Origin of the sequence: Actinoallomurus oryzae, assembly GCF_039541955.1 — a bacterium.
Classification (GTDB): Bacteria; Actinomycetota; Actinomycetes; order Streptosporangiales; family Streptosporangiaceae; genus Actinoallomurus; species Actinoallomurus oryzae.
The window spans coordinates 1-13,043 of the sequence record NZ_BAABHF010000069.1 but is presented as its reverse complement, the minus strand read 5'-3'; the positions used below and the strand labels follow the sequence as shown (position 1 = coordinate 13,043).

Here is a 13,043-nt window from a genome sequence, read left to right as displayed (position 1 = left end):
GGGCCATGAGTACGAGCACCTGGTTCGACCGCCCGCCGCTGGCCGGGGACCACGCCCGCCTGGAACCGCTCGGCCCCGAGCACGCCGAGGGGCTGTACGAGGCGGGCAAGGACCCGGAGGTCTGGCGGTGGCTGAACGTGCCGCAGCCGGCCGACGTCGCGCAGACGCGCCGCATGATCGAGGCGGACCTGCGCGCGATGGACGCCGGCCGGCTCCTGCCGTGGGCGCAGATCGACGCCGTCACCGGGGAGGTCGCCGGCACGACGTCGTACTACGAGGTCGAACCGGCGCACCGCGGCCTGTGCATCGGCCACACCTGGATCGGCGTCCGCTGGCAGCGTACGGCTCTGAACACCGAGGCCAAGCTCCTGCTGCTCGAGCGGGCGTTCGAGGTGCTGGGGGCCATCCGGGTGGGCTGGCACACCCACCACCGCAACGAACGCTCCCAGCGCGCGATCGAACGCCTCGGCGCGCGCCGTGAGGGGGTGCTGCGCAGCCACCGCATCCGGCCCGACGGCTCGGTCCGCGACACCGTCTGCTACTCGATGCTCGCCGCGGAGTGGCCCGCCGCCCGCGACCGGCTGCGCGCCCGCCTCGCCTCCGCCTGAGGCCCGCGTACGGTCCGGCGGAGGCGAGGCGGGTCCCTTTTTCAGGCGCCGACGTAGGTCGCGAGGTGCTCGCCGGTGAGGGTGGAGCGGGCGGTGACGAGGTCGGCGGGCGTGCCCTCGAAGACGACCCGGCCGCCGTCGTGGCCGGCGCCGGGGCCCAGGTCGATGATCCAGTCGGCGTGCGCCATGACCGCCTGATGGTGCTCGATCACGATGACCGACTTGCCGGAGTCGACGAGCCGGTCGAGCAGGCCGAGCAGATGCTCCACGTCGGCCAGGTGCAGGCCGGTGGTCGGCTCGTCGAGGACGAACACGCCGCCCTTGTCGCCCATGTGGGTGGCGAGCTTGAGGCGCTGCCGCTCACCGCCGGACAGGGTCGTGAGCGGCTGGCCGAGGCTGAGGTAGCCCAGCCCGACGTCGGCCATCCGGGTGAGGATCTTGTGCGCGGCGGGTGTCCTGGCCTCCCCGGCGCCGAAGAACGCCGCGGCCTCCTCGACCGGCATCGCCAGCACCTCGGCGATGTCACGGCCGCCGAAGGTGAAGTCGAGCACCGAGGCCTGGAACCGCTTGCCCTCGCACTCCTCGCACACCGTGGCGACCCCGGCCATCATCGCCAGGTCGGTGTAGATGACCCCGGCGCCGTTGCAGCCGGGGCAGGCGCCTTCGGAGTTGGGGCTGAACAGTGCCGGCTTGACGCCGTTGGCCTTCGCGAACGCCTTGCGGATCGGGTCGAGCAGGCCGGTGTAGGTCGCCGGGTTGCTGCGCCGTGAGCCTTTGATCGCCGTCTGGTCGACCGCGACCACCCCGTCTCGGCCCGACACCGAGCCGTGGATCAGTGAGCTCTTTCCCGACCCGGCCACACCGGTCACCACCACCAGCACGCCGAGCGGGATGTCGACGTCGACGTCCCGCAGGTTGTGGGTGGCCGCGCCGCGTACCTCCAGCACGCCCGACGGTGCCCGTACCGAGGGTTTGAGGGCGGCGCGGTCGTCCAGGTGCCGCCCGGTCAGCGTGCCGCTGGCCCGCAGCCCCTCGACGCTGCCCTCGAACACCACCTCACCGCCCGCGGTGCCGGCGCCGGGGCCGAGGTCGACGACGTGGTCGGCGATCGCGATCGCCTCGGGCTTGTGCTCGACGACCAGCACGGTGTTGCCCTTGTCCCGCAGCTGTGCCAGCAGGTCGTTCATCCGCTGGATGTCGTGGGGGTGCAGCCCGATCGTCGGCTCGTCGAAGACGTAGGTGACGTCGGTGAGCGAGGAGCCCAGGTGGCGGATCATCTTGGTGCGCTGGGCCTCACCGCCCGACAGCGTGCCCGACGGGCGGTCGAGGCTGAGGTAGCCCAGCCCGATGTCGACGAACGAGTCGAGGGTGCGCTGCAGCGTCGCCAGCAGCGGCGCGACGGACGGCTCGTCCAGGCCGCGCACCCACTGGGCCAGGTCGCTGATCTGCATCGCGCAGGCGTCGGCGATGCTGATCCCCTTGACCTTGGAGGAGCGGGCCGTCTCACTGAGCCGGGTGCCGTCGCAGTCCGGGCAGGTCGTGAAGGTGACCGCGCGTTCGACGAACGCGCGCACGTGCGGCTGGAGCGACTCGACGTCCTTGGACAGCATCGACTTTTGGATCTTGGGGATCAGGCCCTCGTAGGTCAGGTTGATCCCCTCGACCTTGATCTTCGTGGGCTCCTTGTAGAGCAGGTCGTTCAGCTCTGTTTCGGTGAACTCGCGGATCGGCTTGCCGGGGTCGAAGAAGCCGCAGCCGCTGAAGATGCGCCCGTACCAGCCGTCGACGCTGTAGCCGGGGATCGTGAGCGCACCCTCGCTGAGGGACTTGCGGTCGTCGTACAGCTGGGTCAGGTCGATGTCGTTGACCGAGCCCCGGCCCTCACAGCGCGGGCACATGCCGCCGGTGATGCTGAAGCTGCGGCGCTCCTTGACGGTCCGCCCGCCGCGTTCCATGGCGACCGCTCCCGACCCGCTGATCGAGGCGACGTTGAAGGAGAACGCCTTGGGCGAGCCGATGTGCGGCTTCCCGAGCCGGCTGAACAGGATGCGCAGCATCGCGTTGGCGTCGGTGGCGGTGCCGACCGTGGAGCGGGGGTCGGCGCCCATCCGCTGCTGGTCGACGATGATCGCGGTCGTGAGCCCGTCGAGCACGTCGACCTCGGGCCGCGCGAGCGTCGGCATGAAACCCTGCACGAACGCGCTGTAGGTCTCGTTGATCAGCCGTTGTGACTCCGCGGCGATCGTGTCGAACACCAGCGAGCTCTTACCCGAGCCGGAGACCCCGGTGAACACCGTCAGGCGGCGCTTGGGGATCGCGACGCTGACGTCCTTGAGGTTGTTCTCCCGCGCGCCGTGCACGCGGATCAGGTCGTGGCTGTCGGCCACGTGCGGCGCAGGCGACTGCGTGTCGTCCATGCTCATCGTGTCCCCTCTGTCAGGCGGGGCCGTCCTCGCGGCCTCCGCCGGTGTCGCCTGGCTCGGTCTGACCAGCGTCGATGAGAAGTATGTCGGTCTTCCGGCGCTTCGGCCCATCGGCGGCCGAAGGCCCGCGGCAACCGGTCGTCGACGGTGGCGGCCACGCTAGCCGTGGCCCGCCGGACCGCGCTTCTCCGATCCTGACCGATGAGGTCACCGGCGCCGCGGCGCCTCCTCACGTCCTGATCGCCGTACGAGCGCAGGAGCCGGTCTCGACCGCGTGGTGAAGTCAGTCGTGCGGGGGAAGATGGCCGAGCTGGTGGTCGGCCACGCTCAGTGCCTCGTGCACCAGCCGCTGAATGTGGCCGTGGCGCAGCGCGTACACGACCCGGCGGCCGTCCTTGCGCGTGGTGACCAGCCCGGCCAGGCGCAGGCGGGCCAGATGCTGGCTGACCGAGGTACGGCTCGCCCCGCACGCCTCGGTCAGCGTGCTCACGTCCGCCTCCCCGTCGCACAGCCGGCGCAGCAGGACCAGCCGGGTGCGGTCGGCCAGCAGCCCGAGCACCGCGACCGCCGCCTCCACCCGCTCACCGGCCGGTACCTGCGAACCATGCGCACCTGATAGATGCATGCGTGCGCTCATATGCACATAATGGGGTCATGGCCGGTACGGTGTCCAACCGGCCGCCGCCGATTGTCCACAGCCGTCCCGCGCGTCTTCCGCCCCCCGCCCCTCGCCCTGGACACTGGAAGTGGGCTGGAGCCCCCGGGCGGGAGGGGCGTGGGTGCGTCCGCTCGCGCAGAAGGGCAGGTGCCAACGTGTGCGAGACCCCCGCCGGCGGCCCGCCGGAGCACCGGCCGCCACACCATCACGCCGGGGCGGCCGCCCGCGACCACGAGCGCGCGGCCGCACCTCATGACGTCGATGCCCACGACCCTCTGGCCGATCACCACGACGGTGGTGGTGGTTCTCGGGGTTCCGGGCGCGGGCATTCGCACGGTCACCATCTCCACGGTCACCGCCCGGACGCGCACGCGGCGCGGGCGCATCGCCACGACGGGGCCGGGCGTACGGCGCGGCTGGGACACCGGCTGCGGCACCTTCTCCTCCCCCACGGTCACGAGGCCGCCGACAAGGTCGACGGCGCGATGGAGGCCTCCGCCGAGGGCATGCGGACCCTGTGGGTCTCCCTCGCAGTCCTCGGGCTCACCGCCGCGCTGCAGGCCACCGTCGCGGCCTGGTCCGGCTCGGTCGCGCTGCTCGGAGACGCGTTGCACAACGCCGCCGACGCGCTGACCTCGCTGCCGCTGGCGCTGGCGTTCGTGCTCGGCCGCCGGGCGGCCACACGCCGGTTCACCTACGGGTTCGGGCGCGCCGAAGACCTCGCCGGCGTCGTCATCGTCGCGGTCATCGCCGCCTCCTCGGTGCTGGCCGCCGTCACCGCGATCCACCGGCTGACCGGCCCCCACGCCCTGGCGCACCTGCCGGCCGTCGCGGCCGCCGCGCTGATCGGGTTCGCCGGCAACGAGTGGGTGGCGCGCTACCGGATCCGCACCGGCCGCAGGATCGGCTCGGCCGCCCTGGTCGCCGACGGCCTGCACGCGCGCACCGACGGGTTCGCCTCCCTGGCGGTCCTGCTCGGCGCCGGCGGCGCGGCCCTGGGCGTGCCCGTGGCCGACCCGATCGTGGGCCTGCTCATCACCGTCGCCATCGCGTTCGTGCTCAAGGACGCCGCCCGGGAGGTCCTGCGGCGCCTGATGGACGCCGTCGACCCCGCCCTCGTCGACCGGGCCGAGGCGGCGCTGCGCGCCGTACGGGGTGTCCAGGACGTCGCCGAACTGCGCACCCGCTGGATCGGTCACCGGCTCCGCGCGGAGGCCACCGTCGTCCTGGACGGATCACTCACCCTCCACGCCGCCCACCACATCGCCGTCGAGGCCGAACACGCCCTCCTGCACGCCGTGCCCCGCCTGACCGCCGCCCTCATCCACGCCGACCCCGCCCGTACGGGCGCCGAGGACCCCCACGCCGCACTGGCCCACCACCGGCCCTGACCCCGGCCCTACGCACGGGCCGGTGAGCGGGCGTTCGGGAGGGACGGGCCCCCTCGCTCGCCGGAACGCTCACCAGTCCGGCCCGCGGCCGGTTCGGACACGGCCGTGGTACGGGCTTGATACGGGAAGGCGATCGCGCAGGTCCTGGGGTCGAGTCGCGCTGAGGATCGGACGAATACCTCGACTACGTCCGTCGCGAGCGCGGGGCTTCTCGCTGAAGCCGCCGCGGTGTTGTAGTGACGAGCCGCGGCGACCGGGGAGCTGAGCTGTCCCCGCCCGCCGTACGGGCTGGCTTGCCTGCGGACAGAGGACTGTGCGAGCCTCTTACGTCATCTCCTGAAAGGGCTGGTCGTGACACTCGGCATGGTTCTCGGCGACTTCTCCTCTCGCGCTTCGACGCGGGAGCGGTAGCCCTACCTGTCCTGACACACGCCCGTGCTGTACACGGGCCGTTTGCCCTGCTCCTCATCGAAGTGCTCTTCGTGCCCCTGCACGTTCGATCACGAGGAGTACGTGGTGTCCACGATCTACTGGACCGAGACGAACATCCCCCGTTCCGCCCGCTGGCATTCCGAGAGCGCGACCCCGCCTCCCCGACGCGTCATCAGTGCGGACGACCGTTTGAAAGCCGACACCGCCTACCGTCTGGCCTGCGAAGGCACTGCTCTACTGTGGCGAGGCGACTTCCCCAACGCACGTCAACTACTGCGAGCGATGAGTCGGCGCATCGACCGGAAACCTCCCCGGCAAGCTGACAGCCCGGCGGAGTCCTTCCATCTGCACCGCCGGGCCCGCGGCCACCGTGCCCGCGTGCTGGGCAGGCTCGTCGTTCTTCTGGAAGACGACTACTGTCTCAACCTGCGCAGAGCCCCCGACGTGCGCCGAGCATGCACCGAGGCGTACGGTCCCCCGTCCGAGCCAACGGCCGTCTCGCTCACCGAACTGCTGGGCGTGCTCGGAGCCCACCAGTGGCGCACGAAGGGTGTGGAGGTACCGGCCCTCGGCGCTCGGATTCACCCGCACTACGGCGTGTTCTCCCCAATCAGGGGCGAGTACGTCGACCTCGTCGCACATGCGCCGCTGCCCGCACCGGCGGAGCACCGCGCGGGTCCCCGCACCGCATTCGACCTCGGTACGGGGACGGGAGTGCTCGCAGCCGTCCTGGCCCACCGGGGAATCGACCACATCGTGGCCACCGACATCAGCGTGCGGGCCCTGGCCTGCGCACGCGAAAACGTCCGCCGACTGCGCTTCACCGGGCGCATCGACATCGTGGGCCCCGACCTCTTTCCCGACGGGCGCGCGCACCTCGTCGTCTGCAACCCGCCCTGGATTCCGGCCCGGCCGACCTCCGCCCTGGAGCAAGGCGTCTACGATCCGGGCAGCACCATGCTCCGCAGCTTCCTGGCCGGACTCGCCACGCATCTCGAACCGGGAGGTGAAGGATGGCTCATCCTGTCGGACCTGGCCGAGCGCCTCGGGCTCAGGACACGCGGGGAGCTGCTGGCCGGCATCGAGGCGGCGGGCCTGCGCGTGGTGGACAGGACCGACACCAAGCCGCGGCATCCACGAGCGAGGGACACTGCTGATCCCCTGCACACTGCCCGGGCCGCGGAAGTCACTTCGCTTTGGCGTCTCGCCGGCGATTGACGTTCAGCGGCGGCCGTCACCAGGAGCGAGCAGGCTCGGTGACACCGGCGGCGACGGCCCCTTCCTGCGAGCGGGTGCGTGACGGTAGTGAACACTGTGGGGCATGGAGTTCTTCTGCTATCACCGCGACCGGCGCGGCTCCATGGCGCTGCGCCACGGGCTGCTGGAAGAGCACTGGTCCTACATGGACCGATACGAAAAGGAGCTGATCGCCCGCGGCCCGACCTTCGCCGGCGACACGCTCACCGGCAGCGTGCACATCGTCGACCTGCCCGATCCCGCCGCCGCCCGCGCGTTCGCTTTCGACGAGCCCTGCTACCAGGCCGGCGCGTACCGGGACGTGCTGCTGCGGCGATGGCGCAACATGCTGGGGCGCACCATGGGGGATTTCCCCGGTGGCCGGACCGGTGGCAACCGGTTCCTGGTGCTCGGCCTCGGCCCGGGGAAGGGCACCGACCTCGCCGTTCCGCCGGACCAGGACGAGCTGATCGCCTACGGGCCACTGCTGTCCGACGACGGCGCCACCTGGCTGGGCACGGCGGCGCTGGTCAGGGCACCGGATCCGGACACGGCACGCGCCGTCCTGGCCCCGGACCGGTACGCCGACATCGAGGTCCACGCGTGGGAGTTCGGCGGACGCCGGTAACGCCGTCGTCGTTCACGTCCGCGTCCGCTTCGTCACCGGCCAGTGGCTCCACCCCATGAAGTAAGACAGCGCCGGTCATGGACGACCATCAGCACGGCCCCCGAGCCATCCCCGCCCATTGAGCGGGGCCACAGCCCGTTCCTGATCGAACGCGCCACGATCGCTGACCGGGGCCGGAAATCGCCCGTAGCCGGGGCCGCCCGCCTGCCGTCCCGCCTCCTCCGCGCTCCGTCGGCCTACCACTCCTGTACGTTCGTACTAGTACATGCGTACACGATGGGGAGGCTCTCTTGCCGTACGTGTTCCTGGGCGTGGCCATCGCCTCGGAGGTGCTGGGTACCAGCCTGCTCAAGACCAGCGAGGGCTTCTCGCGCGTGTGGCCCACCGTGGCGTGCCTGGTCGCCTACGCCGGGTCCTTCCTCGCCCTGTCGGTGGCGCTCGCCCGGGGCATGCAGGTCGGCGTCGGGTACGCCGTGTGGTCGGGGCTGGGCACGACACTGATCGTCGTGATCGGCGCGCTGTTCCTGCACGAACCGGTCACCGTCGCCAAGGCCCTCGGCGTCGCGCTGGTGATCGCCGGAGTCGTCGTGCTCAACCTGGGCGGCGCGCATTGACCGGCCGCCGTGATCCGGAGGGGCGGCGCCGTGCCATCATCGAGGCCGCGTGCGCGCTGATTCCCGAGGTCGGCGTCGGTGGCCTGACCCATCGCGCGGTCGCCGCCCGCGCCGGCGTGCCGCTGGGGGCGACGACCTACTACTTCACGAGCCTGGACGACCTCAGCCAGGCCGCCCTGGCGTACGCCGCCCGGTCGGCCGCCGAAAGCCTGCGCGCCTGGCGCCGGTCCCTGCGCGCCGGCGACGACGTCGCGGACACCATGGCGGCGCTGACCGAGGAGTACCTCGCCGACCGCGGCCGCGCGCTGACCGAGACCGAGTTGTACCTCGCCGCGGTCCGCCGGCCCGAACTGCGCCCGCTCGCCCGTACCTGGTTCGACGGTCTGGTCGGCCTGCTCAGCGAGTACGCCGATCCGGCCGCGGCCAAAGCCGCGGTCTTCCTCATCGACGGGGCCCTGCTGCGCGCGCTCAGCGACCAGCAGCCCCTGGACACCGCCGGGCTCGCCACCGCCCTGCGAGCCGTCCTGCGGCCCGCACCCTGACCGGCGGCCGCGATGGTTCGAAAGGTGCCGTGGCGGGACCTGAGGCCGCCCTGCTCAACGGGCTGTACGACCAGCGCGGCGAACTCCCCGGTCTGTCGGAGCGGCCGGTTAGCATCCCGCCCATGACCGATGATCAACGCCTTCCGTCGGCGGATGAGCAAGCGCGCTTGTGGGACCTGATCGAGGCGGCGTGGGCGCCGCTGGAGGAGGAGGTCAACCGGGCGCGGCGGGCGCTGGCGAGCCGCGTACCCGATGAGGACGGTGACGCCGCCCTCATCACGGTCATCGATGAGGCCCTGGACGACTTCCTGCGCAACCTCACGGAGCGAAGCCGGGAGCTGCCGGCGGCCGAGCTGACCGCGCTTGATCGCGTGCTCGAGCGCAGGCTCCACGACATCGACCGCGCGGACGTCCACGCGGTCACCGACGGCTCCGACGACGGTTTCCTGTACGCGCGGGGCTTCATCGTCGCGCTGGGCCCGGACTACTACGCGGCGGTGGCCGGTGACCCCTCGATGGCCGTGCTCGACGCGGAGTGCGAGACGATGTGCTACTTCTTCGCGCACCTGCACCACGAGCGGTTCGGGCACTTCCCGCAGACCGGCTCGGGCATCACCCGAGAATCGTGCTCCAACCCCGCCGGCTGGCCAGAGTGACCTGATCCCCGGACCTGCGGAGTCGGGGTGTCGGTAAGGCCCGTGCGAGCCGGTCGCTCGGCGGGAAGGACTCCGCCGGCCGGTGCACCTCACAGCCTGGGGCGTTGCGGGTTCTGCATTTTCGTCAGCAGCGCGAGCAGGGTGTGCTGTTCCTGCGCGTCGAGACCGGTGAACAGGCCGGAGGCGTGCAGCCGCGTTCTCAGCGCCTCCCACAGTTCGTGCCCGCGTTCGGTGAGGGCCAGGGTGCGCTTGCGGCCGTCGGCGGGATGAGGCTGACGGGCGACGAGCCCCATGCTCTGGAGTTTGTCGGCGGCGAGACTGACCGTGGAAGGGTCGCAGCGCAGGCGGGCCGCCACATCCCGCATCGTCGGCGGCTCGGTTCCCGGGGCCAGCGCCCACAGCGTGCCGGCGACGGAGGCCGGGACCCCGAACTCGCCGAGCACCTGGGCCACGACCGCGTCCGCGGCGTTCGCCACCTCCACGAGAACACGGACGATCTCGGACTTCCGCTCGACGTCCGCGCGGCCGGTCGCCGGTGCCTCCACGTCACTGCCCATGGTCATGAGGCCATGATACGCTCCAAATATCAATGAGAAACTCAATGATTTTGGGGAGCTAAATGGACTCCGGCCACGCCGGCGAGACGGTGCTTGTCACGGGCGGAACCGGCAACCTGGCCGGCTGGGTGATCGCGGGCCTGCTCCAGCGCGGCTACCGGGTGCGCACCACAGTGCGCGGCCTCGACAGGACGGGGCAGGTGCGGGCCGCCGTCGGCGAGCAGGCGGGCGAACGAGCCGCCGGGGAGGTCGAGTTCGCGGCCGTTGACCTCCTTCGCGACGACGGCTGGGACGAGGCGGTCGCGGGCGCCGACTACGTGCTGCACACCGCCTCGCCGATGCCCTTCGACTCGGGCGCGGACCTCATCACCACCGCGCGTGAGGGCACCCGTCGCGTCCTGGGCGCCGCCGCGCGCGCCGGGGTGCGGCGTGCCGTGCTCACGTCCTCCGGCAATGCGGCCGCCAGCGCCGGCCCGGACACGCCGGTGACCGAGACGATCTGGAACGAGCCGTCCGGCACCCCGCCCCGCGCGTACCCCGACTCCAAGATCCTCGCCGAACGCGACGCATGGGATCTCGCCGCCGCGACCGGGCTCGAACTGACCGCCGTCCTGCCGACGTTCATGTTGGGCCCCATGCTGGGCACACCGAACAGGCCGGGAACCGCCGTGGTCATCCGCCGCCTGCTCACCCGCGAGATCCCCGCCGTGCCGAACATCGGATGGAACGTCGTCGACCTCCGCGACATCGCCGAACTTCACATCCTCGCCATGACGAGCCCGGCCGCCGCAGGCCGGCGCTTCCTCGGCTCGGGCACCTTCCTGTGGTACCGCGACATCGCCCGCATCCTGCGCGAGAAACTCCCGGACGACGCCGCCAGGGTGCCCACGCGCGCCATGCCCGACTTCATCGTCAAGCTGCTCGCGCGACGGAACCCGCAGATAGCGATGATTCGCCCCGAACTCGGCCGCACGAGGCTCGTCGACAGCAGCAAGGCACGCACCGAGCTCGGCTGGCATCCCCGCCCCACCGAACAGACGATCATCGACACCGCCACCGCGCTCATCGCCGGCAACGCGCTGGGCAGGTAGCCGCCGTCAGCGCGGCGGCGCCACCAGGCCCGCCTCGTACGCGATGATCACCAGGTGCACGCGGTCGCGGGCGTCGAGCTTGGTGAACAGGCGTCCCACGTGCGCCTTCGCGGTGGCCACGCTCACCACCAGCTCGGCGGCGATCTCGGCGTTGGACATGCCGCGCCCGACCAGGGTGAGCACCTGCCGCTCGCGGTCGGTGACGCCCGTCAGCCGACGCCGTGGCGGCGCGGGCTCGGGACGGCCGGCGAACTCCCCGATCAGCCGCCGCGTGACGCTCGGCGCGATCAGCGCGTCGCCGGCGGCGACCACCCGGATCGCCGCGAGGATGTCCTCCAGCGCCATGTCCTTGACCAAGAACCCGCTCGCGCCGGCGCGCAGCGCACCGTAGACGTACTCATCGTCGTCGAACGTCGTCAGGATGAGCACGCGCGGCGGGTCCGCGCCCGCGGTGATGCGGCGGGTGGCCTCGATACCGTCCATGCCGGGCATGCGGATGTCCATCACCACCACGTCCGGCGCGGTCGTGTCCGCGACGTCCACCGCCTCGGCGCCCGTGCCCGCCTCACCCACGATGACCAGGTCGGGGTGGTCGGCGACGAGGACGCGCAGGCCGGCGCGTACGAGCGGCTGGTCGTCGGCGAGCAGCACCCGGACGCTCACCCGGCCACCGCCGGCACCGGCAGCTCCGCCGCCACCCGGAACCCGCCGTCGGGCAGCGGCCCCGCGCTGAAGCCGCCCCGCAGCAGACCGGCCCGCTCACGCATCCCCGCGATGCCGAATCCCGCGCCCGGCACGGCCGCGCCCGGCCCGTCGTCAGTGACCTCGATGGCCAGCTCGTCGTCGCGGTAGTCCAGGCACACGCGGCACTCGTCCGTGCCCGCGTGGCGGATCACGTTGGTGACCGCCTCCTGCACGATGCGGAACGCCGACAACTCGATGTCGGCGGGCAGCGGACGCTCCCGGCCCAGCCGCCGCACCCGGACCCGGACGCCCGCGTCGAGCGACCGCGCGACCAGGCCGTCCAGGTCCGCCAGGGACGGTGACGGGCCCAGCGGCGCGGCCTGCGGCTCGGCGCCGCGCAGCGCGCCGAGCATCCGCCGCAGCCCGGCCAGCGTCTCCCGGCTCGTGTCCTCGATGGCGTTCAGCGCGTTGCGGGCCTCGACCGGCTGGGTCTCGATGACCCGGCCGCCCACACCGGCCTGGATGGCGATCACCCCGATGCTGTGCGCGACCATGTCGTGCAGCTCACGGGCGATGCGCAGCCGTTCGGCCTGAACCGCCTGGACCGCGGCCTGCGCGCGCCGGGCCTCGGTGTGGTCCCGGCGCTGCCGGATCGAACGGCCGACCTGCCAGGCGAGCAGGAGCCCCAGGACCAGCACGGCGGCGGTGTTGAGCTGCGTCGGCCGCCCGGCCCCGGGCGGCCGCCACGGGGTGTAGTAGACCGCGCACACCAGCTGCAGGAGCAGGGCCAGGCCGAGCGCGGGCCCGGCGGTGCGGCGGGGATGGTAGGCCGCGATGACCCCCGCCGCGAGGTCGAGCATCACCAGCTGGAGATCCCGGATGTCCCACAGGTACGGGCCCTCCCCCGGATGGAAGGCCACGGCCACGGCCAACGGCGGCAGGATCAACAGCGCCAGGCCCGTCAGCGGGCGGCGCCACAGCAGCCCAGCCGGCAGGACCATCACGAGCACGGGCAGCAGGTACGCCGACGCGGGCAGCGGGATGCCGGGATCGCGCGGGCCCACCGCCACCATGGCGAGCAGGACGAGGGGGAACAGGCCGGCCCCGGACCACGCCAGGACGGTCCGCGCCCGCGGCGACAGCCGCCGCAGCAGCGGAGGGCGAGGTGCGCTGGACATGCGGCGATCGTAACCAGCCGGTCCCGGCCCGGGCATCGGCCCGCGGGCGTACGCCCACGGGCTACCCGCGGCGCCGCCGATGCGGCCGCCGGGCCGATGCCGCGGGCACCGCCGCACCGGCACCGTGGGCCCCGTGATCAGCAACGAACCGCCCACACCGCACCACCGATCCGGCCGGCCCGGGACCGCCCCCGCCCGGCCGGACGCCGCCCAGGCCCGTACCGAACCCGCACCGGCGGACGCCTCGCATCGCACCGGGCGTCCCCGCCCGGCCGCCGGGCGCGGCGGTGAGCGGTGAGCGCCCGCACGGCGCTCGCCGCCGTCGTGGTCGCGGTGGCGCCGGCG

The 13,043-nt window shown here is 72.5% G+C and carries 14 protein-coding genes; 9 read left to right on the top strand and 5 right to left on the bottom strand.

What is annotated here, in order from left to right; genetic code table 11:
* Nucleotides 1-5: 5 nt before the first annotated feature.
* On the top strand, nt 6-608 hold the full coding sequence (locus ABEA10_RS49260) for a GNAT family N-acetyltransferase (protein WP_345475634.1): 603 nt from the start codon (nt 6-8) through the stop codon (nt 606-608).
* A gap of 41 nt (nt 609-649) precedes the next feature.
* Here ABEA10_RS49260 and ABEA10_RS49255 read toward each other — a convergent pair whose 3' ends face one another.
* Both ABEA10_RS49255 and ABEA10_RS49250 read right to left on the bottom strand, forming a co-directional pair.
* A complete protein-coding gene (locus tag ABEA10_RS49255) occupies nt 650-3,025 on the bottom strand; it encodes an ATP-binding cassette domain-containing protein (protein ID WP_425551069.1) in 2,376 nt (791 codons plus the stop codon).
* 289 nt (nt 3,026-3,314) lie between these two features.
* Nucleotides 3,315-3,656, bottom strand: coding sequence for an ArsR/SmtB family transcription factor (locus ABEA10_RS49250; protein ID WP_345475632.1), 342 nt, complete (start codon nt 3,654-3,656; stop codon nt 3,315-3,317).
* A gap of 188 nt (nt 3,657-3,844) precedes the next feature.
* On the opposite strand from ABEA10_RS49250, the gene ABEA10_RS49245 reads away from it, so the two are divergent.
* From ABEA10_RS49245 to ABEA10_RS49220, 6 genes are all read left to right on the top strand, one after another.
* Complete coding sequence (locus ABEA10_RS49245) at nt 3,845-5,080, top strand: cation diffusion facilitator family transporter (RefSeq protein ID WP_345475631.1); 1,236 nt, start codon at nt 3,845-3,847, stop codon at nt 5,078-5,080.
* Nucleotides 5,081-5,596: 516 nt separating this feature from the next.
* Nucleotides 5,597-6,730 (top strand): methyltransferase, encoded by a 1,134-nt coding sequence (locus ABEA10_RS49240; RefSeq protein ID WP_345475629.1) that lies wholly within the window; start codon nt 5,597-5,599, stop codon nt 6,728-6,730.
* Nucleotides 6,731-6,833: 103 nt separating this feature from the next.
* The gene (locus tag ABEA10_RS49235; protein ID WP_345475628.1) at nt 6,834-7,376 is read left to right on the top strand and encodes a YciI family protein; all 543 of its coding nucleotides are present in this window, start codon (nt 6,834-6,836) and stop codon (nt 7,374-7,376) included.
* A 299-nt stretch (nt 7,377-7,675) separates the two neighbouring features.
* Complete coding sequence (locus ABEA10_RS49230) at nt 7,676-7,990, top strand: DMT family transporter (RefSeq protein WP_345475713.1); 315 nt, start codon at nt 7,676-7,678, stop codon at nt 7,988-7,990.
* Complete coding sequence (locus ABEA10_RS49225) at nt 7,987-8,532, top strand: TetR/AcrR family transcriptional regulator (RefSeq protein ID WP_345475627.1); 546 nt, start codon at nt 7,987-7,989, stop codon at nt 8,530-8,532. The genes ABEA10_RS49230 and ABEA10_RS49225 overlap by 4 nt, the downstream gene beginning before the upstream one ends.
* 29 nt (nt 8,533-8,561) lie before the next feature.
* The gene (locus tag ABEA10_RS49220) at nt 8,562-9,188 is read left to right on the top strand and encodes a DUF4240 domain-containing protein (protein ID WP_345475626.1); all 627 of its coding nucleotides are present in this window, start codon (nt 8,562-8,564) and stop codon (nt 9,186-9,188) included.
* Nucleotides 9,189-9,277: 89 nt separating this feature from the next.
* Here the strand turns inward: ABEA10_RS49220 and ABEA10_RS49215 are convergent, their stop codons facing one another.
* Nucleotides 9,278-9,751 (bottom strand): MarR family winged helix-turn-helix transcriptional regulator, encoded by a 474-nt coding sequence (locus ABEA10_RS49215; protein ID WP_345475625.1) that lies wholly within the window; start codon nt 9,749-9,751, stop codon nt 9,278-9,280.
* 56 nt (nt 9,752-9,807) lie between these two features.
* Here ABEA10_RS49215 and ABEA10_RS49210 point away from each other — a divergent pair, with 56 nt between their 5' ends.
* Nucleotides 9,808-10,836: an NAD-dependent epimerase/dehydratase family protein gene (locus ABEA10_RS49210; protein WP_345475624.1), complete on the top strand. Its 1,029-nt coding sequence runs from the start codon at nt 9,808-9,810 to the stop codon at nt 10,834-10,836.
* A 6-nt stretch (nt 10,837-10,842) separates the two neighbouring features.
* Here ABEA10_RS49210 and ABEA10_RS49205 read toward each other — a convergent pair whose 3' ends face one another.
* Together ABEA10_RS49205 and ABEA10_RS49200 are read right to left on the bottom strand one after the other, a co-directional pair.
* Entirely contained in the window at nt 10,843-11,499 is a 657-nt protein-coding gene (locus ABEA10_RS49205; protein ID WP_345475623.1) for a response regulator, read from the bottom strand.
* Nucleotides 11,496-12,698, bottom strand: a complete 1,203-nt coding sequence (locus tag ABEA10_RS49200) for a sensor histidine kinase (RefSeq protein ID WP_345475622.1) — start codon at nt 12,696-12,698, stop codon at nt 11,496-11,498. The genes ABEA10_RS49205 and ABEA10_RS49200 overlap by 4 nt, the downstream gene beginning before the upstream one ends.
* Nucleotides 12,699-12,831: 133 nt before the next feature.
* Between ABEA10_RS49200 and ABEA10_RS49195 the strand changes: the two genes are divergently transcribed.
* Complete coding sequence (locus ABEA10_RS49195) at nt 12,832-12,996, top strand: hypothetical protein (RefSeq protein ID WP_345475621.1); 165 nt, start codon at nt 12,832-12,834, stop codon at nt 12,994-12,996.
* Nucleotides 12,997-13,043: the final 47 nt, after the last annotated feature.

Coding starts and splice junctions, on each gene's coding strand:
- ABEA10_RS49260 (WP_345475634.1), top strand. CDS start 6: ATGAGTACGAGCACCTGGTTCGACCGCCCGCCGCTGGCCGGGGACCAC.
- ABEA10_RS49255 (WP_425551069.1), bottom strand. CDS start 3,025: ATGGACGACACGCAGTCGCCTGCGCCGCACGTGGCCGACAGCCACGAC.
- ABEA10_RS49250 (WP_345475632.1), bottom strand. CDS start 3,656: ATGCATCTATCAGGTGCGCATGGTTCGCAGGTACCGGCCGGTGAGCGG.
- ABEA10_RS49235 (WP_345475628.1), top strand. CDS start 6,834: ATGGAGTTCTTCTGCTATCACCGCGACCGGCGCGGCTCCATGGCGCTG.
- ABEA10_RS49215 (WP_345475625.1), bottom strand. CDS start 9,751: ATGACCATGGGCAGTGACGTGGAGGCACCGGCGACCGGCCGCGCGGAC.
- ABEA10_RS49210 (WP_345475624.1), top strand. CDS start 9,808: ATGGACTCCGGCCACGCCGGCGAGACGGTGCTTGTCACGGGCGGAACC.
- ABEA10_RS49200 (WP_345475622.1), bottom strand. CDS start 12,698: ATGTCCAGCGCACCTCGCCCTCCGCTGCTGCGGCGGCTGTCGCCGCGG.